General features: G+C 73.0%; 11 protein-coding genes. 5 read left to right on the forward strand and 6 right to left on the reverse strand.

The window, feature by feature from the left end; all coding sequences use genetic code 11:
* On the reverse strand, positions 1-538 hold a 538-nt coding region (locus tag ABZ321_RS10655), incomplete at its 3' end, for a cellulose binding domain-containing protein (RefSeq protein WP_354890800.1).
* 151 nt (positions 539-689) lie between these two features.
* On the opposite strand from ABZ321_RS10655, the gene ABZ321_RS10660 reads away from it, so the two are divergent.
* Positions 690-5180 carry an AAA domain-containing protein gene (locus ABZ321_RS10660; protein WP_354890801.1) on the forward strand — a complete coding sequence of 1497 codons (4491 nt, stop codon included), beginning with the start codon at positions 690-692 and terminating at the stop codon, positions 5178-5180.
* Between the two features lie 1312 nt (positions 5181-6492).
* Here the strand turns inward: ABZ321_RS10660 and ABZ321_RS10665 are convergent.
* A complete protein-coding gene (locus tag ABZ321_RS10665; protein WP_354890802.1) occupies positions 6493-10131 on the reverse strand; it encodes a family 78 glycoside hydrolase catalytic domain in 3639 nt (1212 codons plus the stop codon).
* Between the two features lie 130 nt (positions 10132-10261).
* Between ABZ321_RS10665 and ABZ321_RS10670 the strand changes: the two genes are divergently transcribed.
* From ABZ321_RS10670 to ABZ321_RS10685, 4 genes are all read left to right on the forward strand, one after another.
* On the forward strand, positions 10262-11074 hold the full coding sequence (locus ABZ321_RS10670; RefSeq protein WP_354890803.1) for a cyanophycinase: 813 nt from the start codon (positions 10262-10264) through the stop codon (positions 11072-11074).
* On the forward strand, positions 11064-13736 hold the full coding sequence (gene cphA / locus ABZ321_RS10675; protein ID WP_354890804.1) for a cyanophycin synthetase: 2673 nt from the start codon (positions 11064-11066) through the stop codon (positions 13734-13736). Before ABZ321_RS10670 ends, cphA begins: the two co-directional genes overlap by 11 nt.
* Entirely contained in the window at positions 13618-14910 is a 1293-nt protein-coding gene (locus tag ABZ321_RS10680) for a protein kinase (protein WP_354890937.1), read from the forward strand. Before cphA ends, ABZ321_RS10680 begins: the two co-directional genes overlap by 119 nt.
* Positions 14911-15015: 105 nt before the next feature.
* Positions 15016-16491: a hypothetical protein gene (locus ABZ321_RS10685; protein ID WP_354890805.1), complete on the forward strand. Its 1476-nt coding sequence runs from the start codon at positions 15016-15018 to the stop codon at positions 16489-16491.
* Here ABZ321_RS10685 and ABZ321_RS10690 read toward each other — a convergent pair.
* The 4 genes from ABZ321_RS10690 to ABZ321_RS10705 all read right to left on the reverse strand — a co-directional run bounded on the left by ABZ321_RS10690 (position 16488) and on the right by ABZ321_RS10705 (position 20088).
* Complete coding sequence (locus ABZ321_RS10690) at positions 16488-17429, reverse strand: hypothetical protein (RefSeq protein ID WP_354890806.1); 942 nt, start codon at positions 17427-17429, stop codon at positions 16488-16490. The two genes, ABZ321_RS10685 and ABZ321_RS10690, sit on opposite strands and share 4 nt — an antisense overlap.
* Before the next feature lie 5 nt (positions 17430-17434).
* Complete coding sequence (locus ABZ321_RS10695) at positions 17435-18244, reverse strand: hypothetical protein (protein WP_354890807.1); 810 nt, start codon at positions 18242-18244, stop codon at positions 17435-17437.
* The gene (locus tag ABZ321_RS10700) at positions 18237-18728 is read right to left on the reverse strand and encodes a SigE family RNA polymerase sigma factor (RefSeq protein WP_344501888.1); all 492 of its coding nucleotides are present in this window, start codon (positions 18726-18728) and stop codon (positions 18237-18239) included. Before ABZ321_RS10700 ends, ABZ321_RS10695 begins: the two co-directional genes overlap by 8 nt.
* A gap of 94 nt (positions 18729-18822) precedes the next feature.
* Entirely contained in the window at positions 18823-20088 is a 1266-nt protein-coding gene (locus ABZ321_RS10705; protein ID WP_354890808.1) for a hypothetical protein, read from the reverse strand.
* Positions 20089-20210 lie beyond the last annotated feature (122 nt).

Below are 20210 nucleotides of genomic sequence, written 5' to 3' on the forward strand. Positions count from 1 at the left end.
GCACGGTGCTGCCCTCGTAGACGCGGTAGCCGGTGACGGTGCCGGTCGAGGCGTTCCAGGCGAGGGTGAAGCTGGTGTTCGTGGTCGCGGTCACCTGGAAGTTGCCCGGCACGCCAGGGGTCCCGGCCGGCGTGGTCGGGGTCGTGCCGCCCCCGCACGAGGCGCCGTTGAGCGTGCAGTTGGTCGGGGTGCCGCTGCCGGCGGCGATGAACCCGAAGCTGGCCGTGCCGCCGGGGGCGATCGTGCCGTTCCAGGAGTTCGTGAAGGTCACGTGACCGGAGGTGCCGGTCCGGTTGGAGTCCCACGACGAGCTGACCGAGGTGCCGCTGGGCAGGTCGAACGCGACCGTCCAGCCGTTGATCGTGCTGCTCGTGCCGTTGGTGATCGTGTACTTAGCCTCGTAGCCGGAACCCCAGGTGGAGGTTTGGACGAAGGCCGCGGTGGCGGCCGCGGCGGACGCCGGCGTCGCGGCGACGGTGATGACGGTGGCCGCGGCCGTTGCCAGGGCAGCCGCGATCACCCCGATTCGCAGTCTCATTGCAGACCTGCCTCGGAGTCGGGTCGAGATGGGGGATGTAGGGCGCCCTAGCGCGGACACTACGCGAAGGTTTGTTAACAGTAAAGATGTTGGTCAATTACCTGTTCTTGATCTCGTGCAGAGTGTCGTACCCGGCCGTTACGCTCGCGTCGTGGATGGTCGGTCGCGGGCGACGCTCGTGCAGGAGGCCGCCCGGCGGTGGCGCTCGCAGCTCATCGACCTGGGCGGACGTAACACACTGCTGTATTACAAGGACCTGCGCTCCGGCACGCTCGACCTGTCCGCCGCCGACCCCGTCGCGGTCTCCGCGCTGCTCGGCGGGCGCACCATGTCGCTCACCCAGCTGTTCCCCCGCACCGGCGGCAAGCGGTCCGCGGCGGCCCCTGCCCCTGCCGACACGGCGCTCGATGCCGGGGAGCCGCCCGTCGCCGCGCCCGACCCCGGCGCGTCCCGTCTGGTCGACGATGGGCGTCCGGCGATCGGGCGGGCCTCCGTACCGGCGACGCCTTCCGAACCCGAAGCAGCGATGGAATCCGTCGAGCCTCCGGCTGCCGAGTCCTCGGCCGGCGAGGCTGCGGTTGCCGAGTCCTCGGCTGCTGGGCTCTCTGCCGGCGAGTCCCCGGCCAGCGGACCCGACGACGGGCCGGTGCTGACGCACGCGGCGGCGGTGAAGCGGGCTCGCACGATCAGGAACAAGGCCCGTGAGCTGGCCGAGGAGCGCGGCATCGAGACGTGTTTCGTGGCGATCGGCTCGGCGACCTGGACCCCGGCGGCCGGCAGCGGCGTGCCCGCGGCGCCGGTCCTGCTGCGCTCCGCCCAGCTGCGCGCCCGTGGCGCCGCCGAGGACGACTTCGAGCTCAGCGTCCACGGCGACACCGAGGTCAACCCGACCCTGCTGCAGCTGCTGGAGGAGGAGTTCGGCGTCCAGGTCGACGCCGACGAGCTGGAGGAGCTGATCAGCTACACCGCCGGCTTCGACCCGCAGCCGCTGTATGAGCGGCTGGTGAAGGAGGCGTCCGGGCGGGTCCGCGGGTTCACGATCGGGCCGCGGTGCGTGCTCGGCACGTTCTCCTACGCGAAGCTGCCGATGGTCAACGACCTGCGGGTCGCCGCCGAGGCGCTCGAAGGCCACGAGATCATCGCCGCGATCGCCGGCGACGGCGAGGCGCAGCGGCGGCTGCACGCGACCGGCGCGGTCCAGCTCGACGACCCCGACCTGATCGCCCCCGACGACGAGTTCCTGGTCCTGGACGCCGACTCCTCGCAGAACTACGCGATCAACGCCGTCCTGTCCGGCCAGCACAGCGTGATCAAGGGGCCGCCCGGCACGGGCAAGAGCCAGACCATCGCCAACCTGATCGCGTCGCTGGTCGCGCGCGGCAAGCGGGTGCTGTTCGTGGCGGAGAAGCGGGCCGCGATCACCGCCGTCACCGACCGGCTCGCCCGGCGCGGGCTCGGCAGCCTCGTCATGGACGTCCACGACGGCACCACCTCGCGGCGCAAGGTCGCCGCCGACCTCAAGGCCGCGTTCGACTCGGCCGCCCGGATCGCCCAGCCCGACCTCAGCGTCCTGCACGAGACCCTGATCACGAAGCGCGCCCAGCTCAACGGGCACGACGAGGCGCTGCACCAGGTCCGCGAGCCGTGGGGGATCAGCGCATTCCAGTCGCAGACCGCCATCCTCGCGCTGACCGCCGCGGGGCGGCCGATGACGGCGGTGCGGCTGCGTGGGCAGACGCTCGCCGCGCTGGACGCCGGCACCGCCCGGCGCGTCCGGGAGCAGCTGCGCGACTTCGCCGCGCTCGGCGGTTTCACCCTCACCGGGCAGCAGTCCGGCTGGGCCGGGGCGGCTGTGCGGACCCCCGCCGACGCCGAGGCGGCGTTCGGGCTGGTCGAGCGGCTCGCCGAGCGCACCCTGCCCGCGGCCCGCCCCGCGATGCGCCACGTCCAGGAGCAGACCGGCCTGCGCCCGCCCGCCGACCTGGCCGGCTGGCGGCAGCTGTTCGGGTTCCTCGACGGGGTCGCCGCGACCCTGACCCAGTTCCACGAGGACGTGTTCCGCGTCGACCTCGCCACCCACATCGCGTCGGCCGCCGACGCCGCCTGGCGCCGCGAGCACGCCGGCCAGCCCGGCACCGACGCGGGCTGGCTCACCCGCCGCCGCATGCGCAAGCAGGCCGCCCAGCTGTGGCGCGGCCCCGGCAGCCCCAGCCGGCAGCAGCTCTTCACGGGCCTGTCCACGGCACTGGCGCAGCGCGCGGCTTTTGCGAACGGCGGCGGCCGGCCGCAGCTGCCCACGGAGTATGCGCGGGCGCGGGCAGCCTTTCACGAGCTCGACGAGCAGGTCGGGCAGCTGCAGCGGCACGTGCCGCACCTCGGGCTTACCGCGATGGACCTGGACCGGCTCGGCGCCGTGCTGACCGGGCTGGCCGGCGACGAGCGCACGCTGCGCCGCGTCCCGCGCCTCAACGAGCTGGGCGCCGGGTTCACCGCGCTCGGCCTCGACCAGCTCGTCGCCGACCTCGGCGGCCGTCGCGCCGACGCCGACCTCGCCGCGGCCGTCTTCGACGCCTGCTGGCACGCGTCGATCCTGCAGCACCTCGGGTTCACCGACGACCGCATCGGCGCGTTCGACGGGGAGCGGCACACCCGCACCGTCGCGGAGTTCCGCGCCGCGGACCACCAGCACATCGACGCGACCGCGAGCCGCGTCCTGCGGGCCGTCGCCGAGCACATCACGCGCACCCGCGACCAGTACCCCGACGAGAGCCGCCTCGTCGAGCACCAGGCCAACCTGAAGCGCCGGCACCTGCCGATCCGCCAGCTCTTCGCGACCGCCCCGCACATGCTGACCGCGCTGCGCCCCTGCTGGGCGATGAGCCCGCTGGTCGTGTCGCAGCTGCTGCCCGCCGCGGCGGACCTGTTCGACGTCGTCGTGTTCGACGAGGCCAGCCAGGTCACGCCCGCCGACGCGGTCCCCGCGCTGCTGCGCGCCCGGCAGGTCGTCGTCGCCGGCGACGAGCACCAGCTGCCGCCCACGTCGTTCTTCACCGCGGCCGAGGACGGCGGGGCCGACCCCCTCGGCGTCCGGGCCGACGGCTCGATCGACCTGTCGCTCACCTCCGGCTACGAGTCGATCCTGGACGTGCTGACGGCGCTGCTGCCCGCGTACCTGCTGCGCTGGCACTACCGCAGCCAGGACGACCGGCTCATCGGCTTCTCCAACGCCCACATCTACGAGCGCTCGCTCGTCACGTTTCCGGGCACGGCCGGCGCCGGCTCCGTGCAGCACGTGCACGTGCCCTTCGACCCGGCCGGTGCTTCCGGTGACGCAGACAGCGTGACCGCCGAGGTGGACCGGGTCGTCGAGCTGGCGTTGCAGCACGCCCAGCTGCGCCCGTCGCAGTCCCTCGGCGTCATCACGATGGGCATCACCCACGCCGACCGCATCGACCTCGCGCTGCGCAAGGCCCTGTCCGCCCGCCCCGACCTGCACCCGTTCTTCGCCGAGTCCGCCGCCGAGCCCTTCTTCGTCAAGAACCTCGAACGCGTCCAGGGCGACGAGCGCGACGCGATCATCCTCTCAATCGGCTATGGCAAGAACGCCTCCGGGCAGCTGCCGTACCGCTTCGGCCCGCTCCTGCTCCCCGGCGGCGAGCGGCGGCTCAACGTGGCGGTCACCCGCGCCCGCCGCCGGATGACCCTGGTCAGCTCCTTCACCGCCGCCGACATGGACCCGGCCCGCAGCACCTCCGAGGGCGTGCGCCTGCTCCGCGCCTATCTCGAGTACACCGCCTCGGGCGGCACGTCCCTCGGCGGCGTCGCGGCCCCTTCCGCGGCACCCGACGCCTTCGAGACCGACGTCCTCAACCGCCTCACCGCGGCCGGCATCCCGGTCACCGCCCGCTTCGGCGTCGCGGGCGCCTTCATCGACTTCGCCTGCGCCCACCCCGCCAACCCCGAGGAGCTCATCCTCGCCATCGAGACCGACGGCGCCACCTACCACTCGGCGAGCACCGCCCGCGACCGCGACCGCCTCCGGCAGGAGCAGCTGGAGCGCCTCGGCTGGCGGTACCACCGCATCTGGTCCTCCGACTGGGTCGCCGACCCCGCCGCCGAGACCGCCAGGACCCGCGCCGCGTACGACGAGGCCCTCGCCGCCGCCGACGCCCGCCGCTTCAACGAGCCGACGATCGTCCTCAACTTCCCGCTCGCACCGTCCCCCGCCGCGGCCTCTTCCCCCCGCACCCTGCCCCGCCCCGACATCACCCCCGGCCGCCCGATCACCGAGTACCCGCGGGCGGCGCTGGTCGCGCTGATCGCCTGGATCGAGTCCGACACCCTCCTGCGCACCGAGGAGGAGGTCCTGGAGGAGGCCCGCCGCGAGCTCGGCTTCAAACGCGGCGGCACCCGCATCAACGCCGCCCTCACCGAAGCCCTGCACGAGTCCCGCGCCACCTCCACCCCTGAGCCCCCTGCCCCCACCCCCGCCGCCACTCCACCAGACGCGGACCGGACCACGGCGCTACCCAGCACCCCCGCGGTCGCTCCGCCTGATGCGGACCGGACGACAGTGCTGCCCATCGTCCCAGCCGACCCCGACGAGACCCGCTTCTTACCGCAGCGCCCCGAAACCGACTGACTACCCCGGGCACGTCGGCCGCCCCGCACGCTTCCCACGATGCGCAAACCCGCCCCCGACGCTGAGCCGACCCATCGGGAACCGGTGTTGTCGTGGGCGTGCCGGCAGCACCAGACGGACGACACCTGTGCCCTGCCGCGGAACCCTGAGCCCGGCTGACCGCCTCCGGGATCACCTCTGCCGGCCCGCAGGCGTGGACTTCTACGGTGCGGGGAACGCAGCCCTGACGCTGTACTGGCTAGATCCCTCATCGGCCCAGTCGGCGGTAGCGACGAGTAGACAGGTCGGACGCCGCCTGGGCAGACGTTGGTCAATGCCCTGGTTTGTGGCTTTCGCTCGATGTCTGACTGGAGAGGTGTGTGGCGGGCATTGGTCAGCGTCTGTGTGGGGCCGTGTGGGTGGCTTTCCCGGACCCGGCCCTCGTTCCGGTGGTCGGCGGTTTGGACCGTCTGGTTGGTTGGGGTGTGCAGGTCTGGCGCTGCAGCGGCAGGTTGCGCAGAGGCCAGTCGGTGACGACGACGAGCGGCCGGCCGGTCGCCGCCTGGGCAGACGCTGGTCAATACCCTGGTTTGTGGCTTTCGCCCGATGTCTGACCGGAAGGTGTGCTGCGGGCATTGGTCAGTGTCTGCGAGGGGTGTAGGTGGCTCTGGACTCGGCCTCGTTCCGGTGGTCGGCGGGTTGAAGTGTCTGGTTCTGGTGTGCAGGTCTGGTGCTGCAGCAGCAGGTGGCGTAGAGGCGACAGCGACAGCGGGCGGGTCGACCGCCGCCCCGGCCGACGTTGGTCAATGCCCTGGTTCGTGGCTTTCGCCTGATGTCTGATCGGAAGGCGTGCGGCGGGTATTGGCCAGTGCCTGCAAGGGGTGTGCAGGTGGATCTCCTGGACCCGGCCTTGTTGCGGTGGTCGGCGGGTTGGGGTGTCTGGTTGGGGGTGCAGGTCTGGTGCCGTCGCGAGCGCAGGACGGTGCGGGTCGACACCTCCAGCTCACGGCGAGGGTCGCGGATTGGTCCCCGATCGGCCGGGCGGGGGTCGGCGAGCAAGCCTTTGACAAACGTTGGTCAATGCACTGGTTCGTGGCTTTTGTGTAATCGACGGTGCGCGATCTGCCCGCAAATCAGAGATCCAAATGTATGTGGATCGCGCGATGTCTATCTGGAAAAGGGGCTTTTCGGGGCATTGATCAATGTCTGTGCCGGGGGGGGCAGGTGGCGGGTGGCGGGTCGGGGTTTCGGTGACGGTCGCGGGTGGGCGGACTCGGCAGCGAGGAAGGGCTCCGGCTGCACGACGCGGTGCAGCCGGAGCCGGGACAGGTGACTACGCGGGGGCGGTGAAGGTGTAGGAGCCGGCGGGCAGCAGGAACGTGCCCGTGCCCGAGGGGACGGCCTGGCCGGGGGCCAGGATCGAGCCCGGTGCGGAGGTGGGGACGCGGACCGTCGCCGAGGTGCCGGCCGGGATCGTCACCCGCAGGGTGAGGGTGCCGGCGGAGACGGACCAGTCGCTGACGGCCAGGCCGTACGGGGTCTCGTAGGAGGACTTGGCGGAGGTGAGGCCGCCGCCGGGCTGGGGGGCGATGAGCAGCGACGCGTAGCCGGGGGAGGCCGGGCCCAGGCCGCCGACCTGGCGGTACAGGAAGTCGCCGACGGAGCCCAGGCCGTAGTGGTTGAAGGAGTTCATGCCTGGGTCCTGGAAGGAGCCGTCGGTGCGGATGCCGTCCCAGCGCTCCCAGATCGTGGTGGCGCCGCGGCTGTTCATGTAACCCCAGCCGGGGAAGCCGGGCTGGAGCAGGATCTGGTACGCCGTGTCCGCGTGGCCCGTGTTGGCCAGGACCGGCAGGAGGTTCTCGACGCCGAGGAAGCCGACGGACAGGTGCCCGCCGGAAGCGGCGACCTTGGTGACCAACCGGGAAGCCAGGGAGGCGACCCGCGAGGGCGGGACCAGGCCGAAGGCCAGCGCGAGGGTGTAGCCGGTCTGGGTGTTGCCGGAGACGGTCCCGTCGGCGGCGACGAAACGGGAGGTGAAGGCGGCCCCGACCTGGTCGGCCAGCGCGCCGTAGGAGTTGCCCTGCGCCGTGCGGCCCGTCGCGTAGGCCATGCGCGAGACCAGGCGGGCGGACCAGGCGAAGAACGCCGTGGATATGACGTCCTGGGCGGTGTTGTCGTTGACGTTGAGCCAGTCGCCGTAGGTGGGCTGGTTGCGGATCAGGTCACTGCCCGAGGTGGCGCGCAGGTAGTCGACCCAGCGGGCCATCGCGTCGAAGTGCTCGTCGACGACGCGGATGTCGCCGTGGCGTTGCCAGAGGGTGTAGGGGACGATGACGCCCGCGTCGCCCCAGCCGGCGGTGCCGGCGCCGCAGCAGACGGCGGGGGCGACGTCGGTGAAGGCGCCGTCGGAGCGCTGGGCGTCGACCAGGTCGTCGGAGAACTTGTCGAGGAAGCCCTGGACGTCGACGTTGAAGGTCGAGGTGGCGGCGAAGATCGCGATGTCGCCGGTCCAGCCGAGCCGTTCGTCGCGCTGCGGGCAGTCGGTGGGGATGGAGAGCATGTTGGAGCGCTCGCCCCAGAGGATGTTGTGCTGCAGCTGGTTGACCAGGGCGTTGGAGGTGGTGAGGGTGCCGAGCTGGGCGCCGGCGGTCCACGCGGCGCGGCCGGTGACGGTGTCCGCGGTCGGGGCGAAGCCGGCCGGGAGGCCGGTCAGCTCGACGTAGCGGTAGCCGTGCACCGTGAAGCGCGGCTCGTAGACCTCCGCGCCGCCGGTGCCGGCGAGCGTGAAGCGATCCGTCGCCTGGGCGGCGCGCAGGTTGGTCGTGTAGAGCTGGCCGCCGGTGAGCACCTCGGCGTGCCGGATCTGGACGGTGGTGCCGGCCGGGCCGGTGACGGAGATGCGGTTCCAGCCGGTGAAGTTCTGGCCCATGTCGAAGATCCACACGCCGGGCGACGGCTGCGTGACCGAGACGGGCCGGAACTCCTGCTGCACCCGGACGCCGTTGTCGACCTGCGAGACGAGGTTGGGCTTGGCGCCGGAGCGGACGACCGCAGAGGACCACGAGGAGTCGTCGAAGCCGGAATTGTCCCAATTAGCCACAGCAAGCCGGGCGTCGTACGTCTCGCCGTGGTACAGGTCGTCGGCGCGGATCGGGCCGCTGAGCACCTTCCACGTGTTGTCGGTGCGCACCACCGACGAGGTGCCATCAGTAAAGGAAATCAGCAGCTGCGCCGAGTACCAGGGCTGCGTGCCGTACTTCTGGCTGCCGGCGAAGCCCAGGCTGCCGGAGTACCAGCCGTTGCCGAGCCAGGCGCCGAGCGCGTTCGTGCCCTGCCGGATCTGGCCGGTGACGTCGTACACCTTGTACTGGACGCGCTTCGTGTAGTCGGTCCAGCCGGGGGCGAGCACGTCGGTGCCGACGCGGGCGCCGTTGAGCCGGGTCTCGTGCAGGCCGAGCGCGGTGGTCAGCAGCCGCGCGGACGCGACGGGCTTGCTCACCGTGAAGCCCTTGCGCAGCAGCGGCGCGGCCTTCGCGATCGAGACGTTCGAGGCCCAGGGGCCGGTGCCGTAGGTGGCCACGGCGCGCGCCGCGGGCCAGGAGCTGTCGTTGAACCCGCCGGCGTTCCAGCCCGCGGGGGCGGTAGTTGACGCCTTCCACGACGCGTCGGTGACGAGCGAGGCGCCGGTGAGCTTGGCGATCATGCCTGCCGGCGACTGGGTGGTGTTCTCCGACGCGATCGCGATGGTGTTGGTACCGGCGACGAGCCGGCTCCGGATGTCGACGGCGGACGCCTGCTGCCAGGACTGGTACACCCGCGGCGAGGTGCTGACCTGGACGCCGTTGACCCACACGTCGGCGGTGTCGTCGCCGGTGACCACGAGGGTGGCGGTGGCGGGGACGGAGGCGAGGGTGAACGTGCGCCGGAAGTAGCGGGTCGCCGCCGGCACCCCGGCCGCGGGGTCACCCTCGGGGTACCAGATCCAGGTCGCGCCGGACAGGTCGGCGGTGACGGCCGCCTGCCCGATGAAGTCGCCGGTCCACTCGGTCGCGGGCGCGCGCAGGCCGGTCTCGAACGACCAGGTGGGGCTCCACGCGCTGACCCGGCCCTGGGTGTCCCAGACGCGGACCTTCCACGTGTAGCGCCGCATCGACTGCAGGGCCGGGCCGGTGTAGACGACGTCGACCTGCTGGCCGGACGCGACCCGGCCGCTGTTCCACACGCCGTCGACCGACAGCTCGTAGGCGGCCTGGCGCTGCTGCACGGCGGTCGAGGTGAGCTTCCAGCCGAAGCGGGGCTGCGCGGCGTCGACGCCGAGCGGGTTGGCGCGGTGCTCGACCGTGCCGCTCGCGACGCTCAGCGGGGAGGGCGCGTCGGGGTCGGGCGCGACGACGTTCGAGTTCCATGGGCCGATGCCGTAGGCGCCGAGGTCGGTCGCGGCGGGCCAGCCGCCGTCGGCGAAGCCGGGCTGCTCCCAGTCGGTCGGCACGGTCTGGAACGCCTTCCAGCTGCCGTCGGTGACGAGGTCGGTGGTGCCGCCGGCGGTGACGACGTGCACCTTGCCGATCAGGCCGGCCGGCCCGTCGGTCGTGTTGCGTGCCGCGATCGCGAGGGTGTTGGCGCCGCTGACCAGGGCGGACTGCAGGTCGACGTAGACGGCGTTCTTCCACGAGTCCACGGCCCGCGGGGAGGCGGCGACGGGCTTGCCGTTGAGCCACACGTCGACGGTGTCGTCGCCGGTGACGACGAGCTGGGCCTCGCTGACCGCGCCGGCGGCGACGGTGAACGTCTTGCGGAAGTAGCGGTAGGCGGCGGGGGCGCTGCTGGCCGGGTTCCCCTCGGGGTACCAGACCCAGTGCGCTCCGGCGAGGCTGACGGGGGTCGCGGCCTCGGCCGGAGCCGACGGCGCGGCGAGGAGTGCGGCGAGCAGGACGAGCGCGGTGGCGCCCGCGCGGCGTCTCTTCAGGCGCATGGCGGTGCTCCTGTTCGATGGATTGAAACGTTTCATTGAGTGGTGATGTCCTGACTGTACGTAGACCCTGGTCAATAAGCAACGTCCAGCGCCGCGACGAACCGCAAGATGAGGGAAGTGTGGAGGTGGGATGCCGGGAAAGCTGCTCGTCATCGGTGGTGCGGAGAGTCATGACGCCGGCGACGACGCCATCCTCGAGCGGTTCGTGCTGCTCGCGGGCGGCTCCGAGGCGCACCTCGTGGTGATCGCGACCGCGAGCGAGTGCCCGGAGCAGCGGGAGAAGGAGTACACGGACGTCTTCCACCGGCTCGGCGCCGGCCGCGTCACCCCGCTGCGCCTCGACGAGCGCGACGACAGCAACAGCGACCTTGCCGTGTCCGTGATCGAGCACGCCACCGGCGTCTTCTTCACCGGCGGTGACCAGCTGCGGATCACCACCGTCGTCGGCGGCTCCAAGGTCGACACGGCGATGCACGCGCGGCTCGCCGAGGGCATGATCCTCGCCGGCACCAGCGCCGGCGCCGCCATGATGTCCAGCACCATGATCCTCGGTGGCAGCATCGCGTCGGTCTCCACCGACAGCGTCCGCACCGGCCCCGGCATGGAGTTCCTGCCCGGCGTGCTCATCGACATGCACTTCGCCCAGCGCGGCCGGCTCAACCGGCTGCTCAGCGCCGTCGCGATGTTCCCGCACGAGCTCGGTCTCGGCATCGACGAGAACACCGCGATCCTCGTCGCAGGCGACGTGTTCGAGGTGCTCGGCGCCGGCACCGTCACCGTCATCGACGCCGGGCAGGCCCGCACGATCAGCGCGACGATGTCGGAGGTCGGCGGGCCGATCGCCCTGTGCGGCGCCCAGCTGCACGTGCTCCCGGCGGGCTGGCGCTTCAACCTCACCGAGCGGGCGGCCATCAAGAGATCGGATCCTGACCATGCGAATTGAGAGCAGCCGCCGCCTGCGCGGCCCGAACCGCTATCTCGCGCGCCCCGTCCAGGTCACCCGGGTCCTGCTCGACGGGCTGACCGAGCGCGAGAGCAGCGACTTCCCCGGCTTCACCGACCGGCTCCTGGCCGCCTTCCCCGGCCTCGCCGAGCACCACTGCGCGTTCGGCGAGCCCGGCGGCTTCGTCAAGCGCCTGCACGGCGGCACCTACTTCGGGCACACCGCCGAGCACGTCGCGATCGAGCTCTCCCAGCGCATCGGCCGCCCCGTCAACTTCGGCCGCACCGAGGGCACCGGCGTGCCCGGCGAATACGACGTCGTCACCGAGTGCCCGGTCGACGAGCCACCCGACTCCGGCGTCGCCGAGGCCCTCCTCGCGCTGGCGATCGCCGGTGTACTGGCGGCGCTGCACGGCGAGCCGGTGCGCGTCGAGGACGAGCTCGCGGTCCTGCGCCGCACGTACGAACGCGAAAAAGCCGGACCGAGCACCGCCGCCATCGCCGACGCCGCCCGCGCCCGCGGCATCCCGGTCGAGCGGGTCGGCGAGCTCAGCCTCCTGCGCCTCGGCTACGGCCGGCACCGCAGGCTCGTGTGGGCCGCACTCACCGACCATACCTCCGCGATCGGCGTCGACATCGCGTCCGACAAAGAGCTCACCCGGCGGCTGCTCGACGAGGCCGGCGTCCCCGTCCCCACCGGCGGCGCCGCCGCCTCCCTCGCAGAGGCCCTGGACATCTTCGCCGAGCTCGGCCCGCCCGTCGTCGTCAAGCCCCGGCAGGGGCGCCAGGGGATGCACGTGTTCCTCGGCGTCGACACCCCCGACGCGCTGCGCGCCGCCTACGAGGCCGCCACCGCCGGCGGCGACGACGCGGTCGTCGAGCGCGAGCTGACCGGCCGCGACTACCGCGTGCTCACCGTCGGCGGCAAGGTCGTCGCCGCGGCCGAACGGGTCGCCGCGCACGTCGTCGGCGACGGCGCCACCGACGTCGCCGGCCTGATCGCCCGCGCCAACGAGGACCCGCGCCGCGGCGACGGGCACGCCCGGGCGCTGACCCGGATCGTCGTCGACGACGTCGCCCTCACCCTGCTGCGCCGCCAGGGCGTCGCCGTCGACACGGTCCCGGCCGCCGGGCAGGTCGTGCGGCTGCGCGAGAACGCGAACCTCTCCACCGGCGGCACCAGCGTCGACGTCACCGACGACGTCCACCCGTCCGTCGCCGACCTGTGCCGGCGGGTCGCCGCGATCGTCGGCCTCGACATCGCCGGCCTCGACCTGCGCCTGCCGTCGATCGCCGAGCCGCTGCCCCCGACCGGCGGCCTCGCGGGCGGCGGCGTCATCGAGGTCAACGCCGCGCCCGGGCTGCGGATGCACCTCGACCCCAGCGACGGCACCGCCCGCGACGTCGGCGACGCGATCGTGGAGGCGCTGTACCCGGCCGGCAGCCCGTCGCGGATCCCGCTCGTCGCCATCACCGGCACGAACGGCAAGACCACCGTCGCCCGGCTCACCGCGCACCTGCTGGACGGCGCCGGCCTGCGCGTCGGCGTCACCACCACCGACGGGATCGCCATCGGCGGCCGGCTCGTGCAGCGCGCCGACGCCACCGGGCCGCGCTCCGCCCGCGTCGTGCTCAGCGACCCGACCGTCGACGCCGCCGTGCTCGAGACCGCCCGCGGCGGCATGCTGCGCCAGGGTCTCGGGTACGACTGGAGCGACGTCGGCATCATCACCAACCTGGCCAGCGACCACCTCGGCCAGGACGGCATCGACAACATCGAGGACCTGGTCGACCTCAAGTGCCTCATCGGCGAGCGCGTCCGCGAGGGCGGCGCCGTCGTCCTCAACGCCGACGACCCGCGCAGCCGCGGCCTCGCCGCCCACCCCGGCCGGTTCGAGAAGCGCGAGATCGTCTGGTGCAGCCTCGACCCGCGCAACCCGCTGATCCGGCGGCACTGGGACACCGGCGGCCGCGCGTACCTGCTCGCCGACGGCTGGCTCGTCGAGCTCGCCGACCGCCGCTGGATCCCGATCCTCGCCGTCGGTGAGCTCGGCGGCGGCTTCGGCGGCGCCGCCCGCCACCTCGTCGCCAACGCCCTCGCCGCGACCGCCGCCGCCCGCGTCCTCGGCGTCGCCACCGCCCGCGTCGCCGAACGCCTCCGCACGTTCACCGACAACCCCGGCCGCGGCATGCTGCTGCACCTCGGCGGCGTCGACGTCCTCGTCGACTACGCGCACAACCCCGCCGCCATCCGCGCGATCGGCGACCTCGTCGACCGCCTCTGGGGCGCCGACCACGCCGTCGCCGCCGTCACCCTCCCCGGCGACCGCCGCGACGACCTGCTCCGCGAGTCCGCGCGCGAGGTCGCCCGCTTCGACCGGGTCGTCATCTACGAGGACAGCGACCGCCGCGGCCGGGCACCCGGCGAGGTCCCGGCGATCCTGCACGACGAGCTGACCGCCACCTCGCCGAAGGCCACCTGCGCCGTCGTGCGGACCGTCGACGAGGCCGTCCCCGCCGCACTGGCGATGGCCCGCCCCGGTGATGTGGTGCTGCTGCTGTACGAGAAGATCGAGCCGGTTCTGTCGCTCCTGCGGACCCTCGGCGCCGAGACCCCGCACGATCAACACGTGTCGTTTCCGCTCATTGGGGCATCTGTATGACGTGGAGCGCTATCGGCTGATCGAGCAACTCGGAGTGGGCGGCATGTCCGTCGTCTGGCACGGCTACGACGAGGTGCTCGGCCGGCCTGTCGCCGTCAAACACCTCGCGGCCGCCGCCGACCCCGTGTCCCGGCGCCGCATCCAGGACGAGGCCCGCGCCGCCGCGCTGCTGAGCCATCCGCACATCGCCGCCGTGTACGACTTCGGCCACGCCACCGACGGTTCGCCGTTCGTCGTGATGGAGCTGGTCGAGGGCGAGTCGCTGGAGGAGCGGCTGGTCCGCACCGGCGGCCCGCTGGAGGTGACCGAGTCGCTGCGGATCGCCGCCCAGCTCGCCTCGGCCCTGGCCGCCGTGCACGCCCGCGGCCTGGTGCACCACGACGTCAAGCCGGCCAACGTCATGCTCACCGCCGGCGGGGCGAAGCTCGTCGACTTCGGCGTCCACGTGATCGCCGGCGACGACAGCGACCAGCTGATCGGCACGCCCGCCTACCTGGCGCCGGAGCGCATCCGCGGCGTCGCCGCGTCGCCCGCCACCGACGTCTACGCGCTCGGCCTCGTCCTGTACCGCATGCTCACCGGCGAACTGCCGTGGCCCGTCACCACCACCGAGGAGCTGCTGCACGCGCACCGCAAGCTGCCGCCGGCGCCGCTGCCCGCGGGCCTGACCCTGCCCGCCGGGGTGGCGGACGCGCTGCGCCGCTGTCTGGCGAAGGCGCCCGGCAACCGGCCCTCCGCGACCGACCTGGCCGCGCTGCTGTCCGCCCCGGCGGTGACCCGTCGGCTCGGCGCCCGCCACCGCTTCGCCGCCCGGCGTGCCGCGCCCACCCTGCGGCTGAGCGACGTCGCGCTCGGCGGGTCGGCCAGGCGGCGGGTCTCCGTCGCCGTCGCGGCCCTCCTGCTCTTCGGCTCCGGCGCCGTGGGTGCCGCCGCGCAGGACCGCGACCCGTCCGCCGCCTGGACCCCGGGCTCCCCGGTGACCTCTCCCGTCGCCGGCACCGACCCGCAGCCGTCCGATCCGGCCGGGCCGCCGGTGGTGCCGGCCGCCGATCCGGCCGTCCCGGCCGACACCGCGGCCAAGCACGCCGGCGGCGCGCCACCCGCCGGTGCACAGAACGGCAAGGCCAAGGGCAAGCACAACGGCAACGGCAACGGCAACGGCAAGAAAAAGTAGTGGCTGAACCTTTTCGTTGCTTATGGCGTGCAACCTTCCCGACTGGTACACAAGTCTGATCTCGGTGATGCCCTATGGTGTCCGGGTCGAGGGATGGGAGGGGCCGTGCGCTTCGAGGTCAGCCGGGTCATGGACACCATCGAGCAACGGCTGACGACCGACGTCACGCTCGCGCAGGCCGTCGTCGACCTTGCCGACGTCGCCCGGTTCGTGGCCCTCGACGGTGGCCGGCCCATCAACCTCTTACGCCTCGGGATGGTCGTCGACGCGCTCAGCCGGTACCTCATCGACGCCGGCGCCATGCTCTACCCCGTGGTCGGCCGCGAGGCCCTGTCCGAGGCGGCGCTCACCTCGAAGGAGCGCATGGTGCTCGGCCGCTGGGCCGACGACGGCCTCATCGAGGTCACGCCCGTCGTCGCCGACCGGCCCGCCGAGATCGCCGACTTCACCGGCCTGCCCCTGATCGTGGTCCGTGACCAGCCGCAGTTCGCCGCCCGGTTCCCGTGGCTCGTCGACAGCCCCGAGCGCGTGCTGCGCCTGACCCCGCGCGCCGGCGGCGCGGTCCTGACCCCCGGCGGCGAGCCCACCCCGCCGAAGGACGGCAAGGAACGCCTGGTCGTGAAGGGCACCGCCACCTTGCCGATCATCCCGCTCGAGCCCGCCGACGCGGAGTCTCCGGCCGCACCCTCCGTCCTTCCCGCCGACGAAACCGAAATTTCGGATGTATCGGCGGAGGGGGAATCTTCCGAGCAGGGCGAGTCGCCGGAGCCGGTGGAGCCCGCGCCCAAGCCATCGCCTCGTCCGGCCAAGCCCGCCGCGGCCACCACCGCCGACAAGGCCGCCGCCGACAAGGCCGCCCCGGCACCCAAGCAGGAGCAGGGCGGGCGGCCGGACGGGCTGCAGTCGTTCACCGCCCGCGGGTCGCAGCGCGCGGGGCGCACCCGGGTGATGCGGCGGCGGTTCACCCGCGCGGAGCCCAGCGGTGTCGGCGCCGCCCTGATGGCCCGCGAGTGGCGGTGCGGCGAGCCCGAGTGCCCCGCGTTCGGCCGCTTCCGCCGGATCGGCCAGCCGGTCCCGCGCATGCGCGCCGGCGTGCCCGCCTGCCCCCGCCACGGCCAGGCGGTCAAGGACATCGGCCCGCGGCCGCCCGCGTTTGCCGTGTCCGTGGTCGTCGAGGACCTGGCCCGGCGCCGGTTCGTGGTCGGCGCCGACCGTCCCATGATCGTCGGCCGCGAGCCCGCCGACCCCGACGACATCGCCGTCGGCCAGTGGCTGCACGAGGCCGCGGCCGCCTGGATCGCCAAGGAGCACCTGAAGCTCGAGGTCCGCGACGGCCACCCCGTCGTCACCGACACGAGTGAAAACGGCACCCTGATCTGGAAGCGCTCGGCCCCCGACATCAAGGAGGAGACCGAGCGGATCTACCGGAAGTCGTACCAGCTGACCGGCTGGGACTCCGTCGAGCTCTACACCGGCGTCGAGCTCATCGTGGGCGACCACCGCCTGCAGACGATCGTCGGCTCCGAGCCCGCCTCGGTCCTGCTCGACGCCCCCACGGTCGCCCTGCGCCTGATCGACTAGCCGGGCGGCACGGGACCGGCGGCCCGGCGGAGCCGGCGCACCCGCAGCCGGTGCCGGCCGATCAACCCGATCCAGACGGCCACGACCGCCACCGCCAGTCCGGCCGCGAGCGGCGTGCTGCCGGCGGCGGCCACACGCGCCTCGGCCTCGGGCTCGAACTCGGCTTCGGGCTCGGATTCGGCCTCGGCTTCCGGCGGAGGTGGGGAATCGGCCGGCGGCAGCAGCCCGCCACCCGCCGGCTCCGCGAGGGCCGTCGGTGCCGATGCGAGTACAGGGGCGGACGCCGGCACGGGCGCCGGCGAGGGACCCGCGGAGGGCTGCCGCGACGCGCCGGGGGCGGTCGTGCGCCCAGGGGCCGGCGGCACGGTGGTCGGCTGGTCCTCCGCCGGCAGCGCACCGACGTGGAAGACCTGCTGGGAGGGGTCGGGGACGGTCTGGGTGTCGACCGTCTTCCCCGTCTCGGGCGGAGGCCTGATGGCCGCACCGATCACCGCCCAGTAGTACCCGACCGGAGCGTCCGCGCCGAAGTGGATCTCGTACTTGAAGGTCGTCCGGCCGTTCACCGGCAGGGTGTAGAGCAGGGTGTTGTCGAAGAGTAGGGCGACCTGGCCCGGCGAGACGCTCGGCGTGGCGGTCAGCCAGGCACCCGTGACCGGGCTCTGCATCCTGGCGCTGATGTCCGTGTCGGCCGGCATCGGGTCCACGTACACGGAGAACATCAGCGAGGGCAGCCACTGCAGCTCGTACGGCGTGGTCTGGGTGATCTCGATCGTCGGGGAGATCGTGGTGCCGGGCAGGATGACCTTCGGCAGCTTGCTCACCCGGACGACCGCGTTGCCCGGCACGTACTGGTCGTCGGCCGCGGCCGGGCCGGCGACGGTGACGGCGGGCGCGCCGGCGGCCAGGGCCGCGAGGAGCGCGATGAGCAGCCGGCGCATTGCCGTCATGGTGTGGCACTCCCGGAGGTCCGCCGACAGCTCGGCACCTTCTGCTGGTCGGTCAAGGTGTGGGTGGACGCGGTCCACAGCAACAGATTGCCGAGGTGCTCCATAGGCCAGGCCATGTCGGGAGCGTCGGTGTAGGAGACCGGCAGCGACGAGGGAGGGTCGCCGGCGGCGTACACCACGAAGAACAGGTAACCGCAGGAGCTTGCGATCGGGTTCAGGTCGGGCTCGGGCAGGGGCAGCGTCGGACTGGTCGCCGTGAAGTACAGGTTGGTCAGGCGCGCGCGGACGTACTGCTGCTGCGCCGCGCTCCACTCGTAGGTGACCGAGTAGATCCGTATGCGGGCGTCCGGACACCGCTGGAAGTAGTTGTCCGGCGCGACGTACAGCGGGTCGCCGCCGAGCACCTGGGGCTGGATCCCGCAGCGGGCGGGGGAGCCGGTCGTCGCGGTGGACGCGGTGCCGGACGGGCTGCCCGACCCCCCGGTGGGCGTGGGCGTGGGCGTAGGGGTGGCGGTCGTCGCCGTGGTCGGGTTCGGCGCCGAGCCGGACGCGCTCGGGGCGGTGGTCGGCGGGATGCGGGCCGGCTCCGGCCGTCCGGTCGGCCGCCAAAGGACGAACGCGACGAGCGCGGCGAGGGTCAGCGCGACGCCGGCGGCCACCGTACGGGAGAGCTGGCGGCGGTGGACGGTGCGGATCACGGCGTCGGCGCCGGGCGGCCGGGTCGCCGTGGAGGACGACTCGCGGAAGGCGGCGAACCGCTGGGAGAGGGGGTCACCGGGCAGCTGGTCGGGCAGGTCGTCAGGCATTCGACACCTCCCCGTCGCCGATGCCGAGCCGCGCCTGGAGGGCCGCCCTGCCCCGGGACAGCCACGACTTGACGGTGCCCTCGGCGACCCCGGTGAACTGCGCGATCTCGCGCACGGAGAACCCGGCGAGGTAGTGCAGCACGACGGCCTGGCGATGGTTCGCCGTCAGGCCGGCGAGCGCCCGGACCAGGTCCTGGTCGGCGTCGCTCGGGTCGGGCACCGCCGGCGGCAGCAGGTCGCGGCGCCATTTCAGCAGGCGGCGGGCCCCTCGCCAGCGGCTGATCGCCAGGTTCCAGGCGACCCGGCGCACCCAGCTGACCGGGTTGTCGTAGCGCGAGACGGCGGGCCATCGGGCGTACGCGCGGCAGAACGCCTCCTGCACCACGTCCTGCGCCTCGCCGTGATCCCCGATGAACGCGTGGAGCTGCGCCGTCAGCGGCCCGAACGTCGCGGCGTAGAAGTCCGCGAAGTTGAGGTCGGTCACGATGGGCTCCGCGTGTCGAGATGGGGATGACATCCCGCCGCCGCGGGTCGGGGCGTGCTGACCCGGCCCGCGGCGGCGGACTGCTGAGGTGGGGTCAGGCGAGGTGCTGCGGGGTCTTCGCGGTCAGTTTCGCCGGACCGGTCGCCGAGAGGTTCGTGATCACGTAGGCCGTCACGGTCCCGTCAGGGGTGACCGCCCACAGGTCGGGCACACCGTCGGCGTTCACGTCGGTGAGCTGCAGCTCGGACAGCTGCGCGCCCGGCAGCCAGGCGCCGGCCAGGCGGAACTGCGTGAAGGCGAGCGCCCCGGTCTCCTGGTCGTAGGTGACGCCCTGCCACAGGTACAGGGCCCCCGTCGACTGGTTCCACAGCGCGACGGCGGTGCCGCTGGGCAGCAGCTTCGAGGCGAGGCGCCAGTGCTCCCAGTCGCCGCCGCCGGTCGGGGTCGCCGTCCCGAGCTGCGTGGGGAACGCGAAGTTGGCGGTGCCGTTCTGCGAGGCGTAGTACTGCAGCGTGTACCCGTTGGCCGGGCTGCCCACGATGCCCAGCAGGTCCGGGTAGGTCAGGTGGTTGCCGCTGCCGTCGTAGGCGTTGACGAGCTGCAGCGGGTTGTCGTTGTTGATGTCGGCGAACAGGCCCGCGGACAGCGTCGCCTCGTAGCCCCGGTCGGCGCGCAGCGGCTCACCACGGCCGAGGCCGTCGATGATCATGCCGCTGCCCGGGTTGATCCCGCCCGGGTAGTACACGAAGACGTCCTCGAACGGCCCGCCCCTGAACTTGCCGGTGAAGACCTGCGCGCCGGTGAAGGGGGTGCCGACACCGTTGCCGTTGACGCCGATGTCCACCGCCGGGGTGCGCACCTGACCGCGCAGCCCGCGCCCGGTGGCCTGCCACAGGCCGGGAGCGAGCCCCGGGGTGCCGCCGACGGCGAGCAGGTCCGGCTTGCCGTCACTGTCGAGGTCCTGGTCGGCGGCCGGTGGTGGGAACGCCGCGTTGAAGATGGTGACGGTCGAGCCGCTGACCGAGCCGTCGGCGGCCACGGCGTAGACCGACAGGACGTTGGTGGCCCGCTCGACGACCACCGAGGCGGTGGCCCGCCCGTTGGTCGCCGTGACGTGGCCACCCGGGCCGCTGCTGAGCGAGAACACGAACTGGGTGACCGGCACGCTGCCGGCGGGCGTGCCGAACCGGAACCTGGCGGTGGCGCCGACCACCGGCGCGGTCGTGAGCGCCGTGACGGTCGGTGCCAGCACTCCCGCCGCGGACGCGGGCTCGGCGGCCAGGACGGCGCCGGCCACGGCGGGCGCCACCAGGACCGCCGCCGCGGTGGCGGTCAGGCGTCGCAGTCGATGCAGACTCATGGATTCCCCTCGTGATGTGCCCCGCGGGGTGCGGAGCGCATCAGTCAGACGCGGGCATCGACGATCGGTTGCACCTTCGGCCGAACTATTTTCTGACCGGCGCCGGTTGACAGAACCGTTGA

The sequence above is a fragment of the Dactylosporangium sp. NPDC006015 genome (assembly GCF_040614215.1).
In the GTDB taxonomy this organism is placed as follows: Bacteria; Actinomycetota; Actinomycetes; order Mycobacteriales; family Micromonosporaceae; genus Dactylosporangium; species Dactylosporangium maewongense.

Coding starts and splice junctions, on each gene's coding strand:
- ABZ321_RS10705 (WP_354890808.1), bottom strand. CDS start 20,088: ATGAGTCTGCATCGACTGCGACGCCTGACCGCCACCGCGGCGGCGGTC.
- ABZ321_RS10670 (WP_354890803.1), top strand. CDS start 10,262: ATGCCGGGAAAGCTGCTCGTCATCGGTGGTGCGGAGAGTCATGACGCC.
- cphA (WP_354890804.1), top strand. CDS start 11,064: ATGCGAATTGAGAGCAGCCGCCGCCTGCGCGGCCCGAACCGCTATCTC.
- ABZ321_RS10665 (WP_354890802.1), bottom strand. CDS start 10,131: ATGCGCCTGAAGAGACGCCGCGCGGGCGCCACCGCGCTCGTCCTGCTC.
- ABZ321_RS10695 (WP_354890807.1), bottom strand. CDS start 18,244: ATGCCTGACGACCTGCCCGACCAGCTGCCCGGTGACCCCCTCTCCCAG.
- ABZ321_RS10680 (WP_354890937.1), top strand. CDS start 13,618: ATGTGGTGCTGCTGCTGTACGAGAAGATCGAGCCGGTTCTGTCGCTCC.
- ABZ321_RS10690 (WP_354890806.1), bottom strand. CDS start 17,429: ATGCGCCGGCTGCTCATCGCGCTCCTCGCGGCCCTGGCCGCCGGCGCG.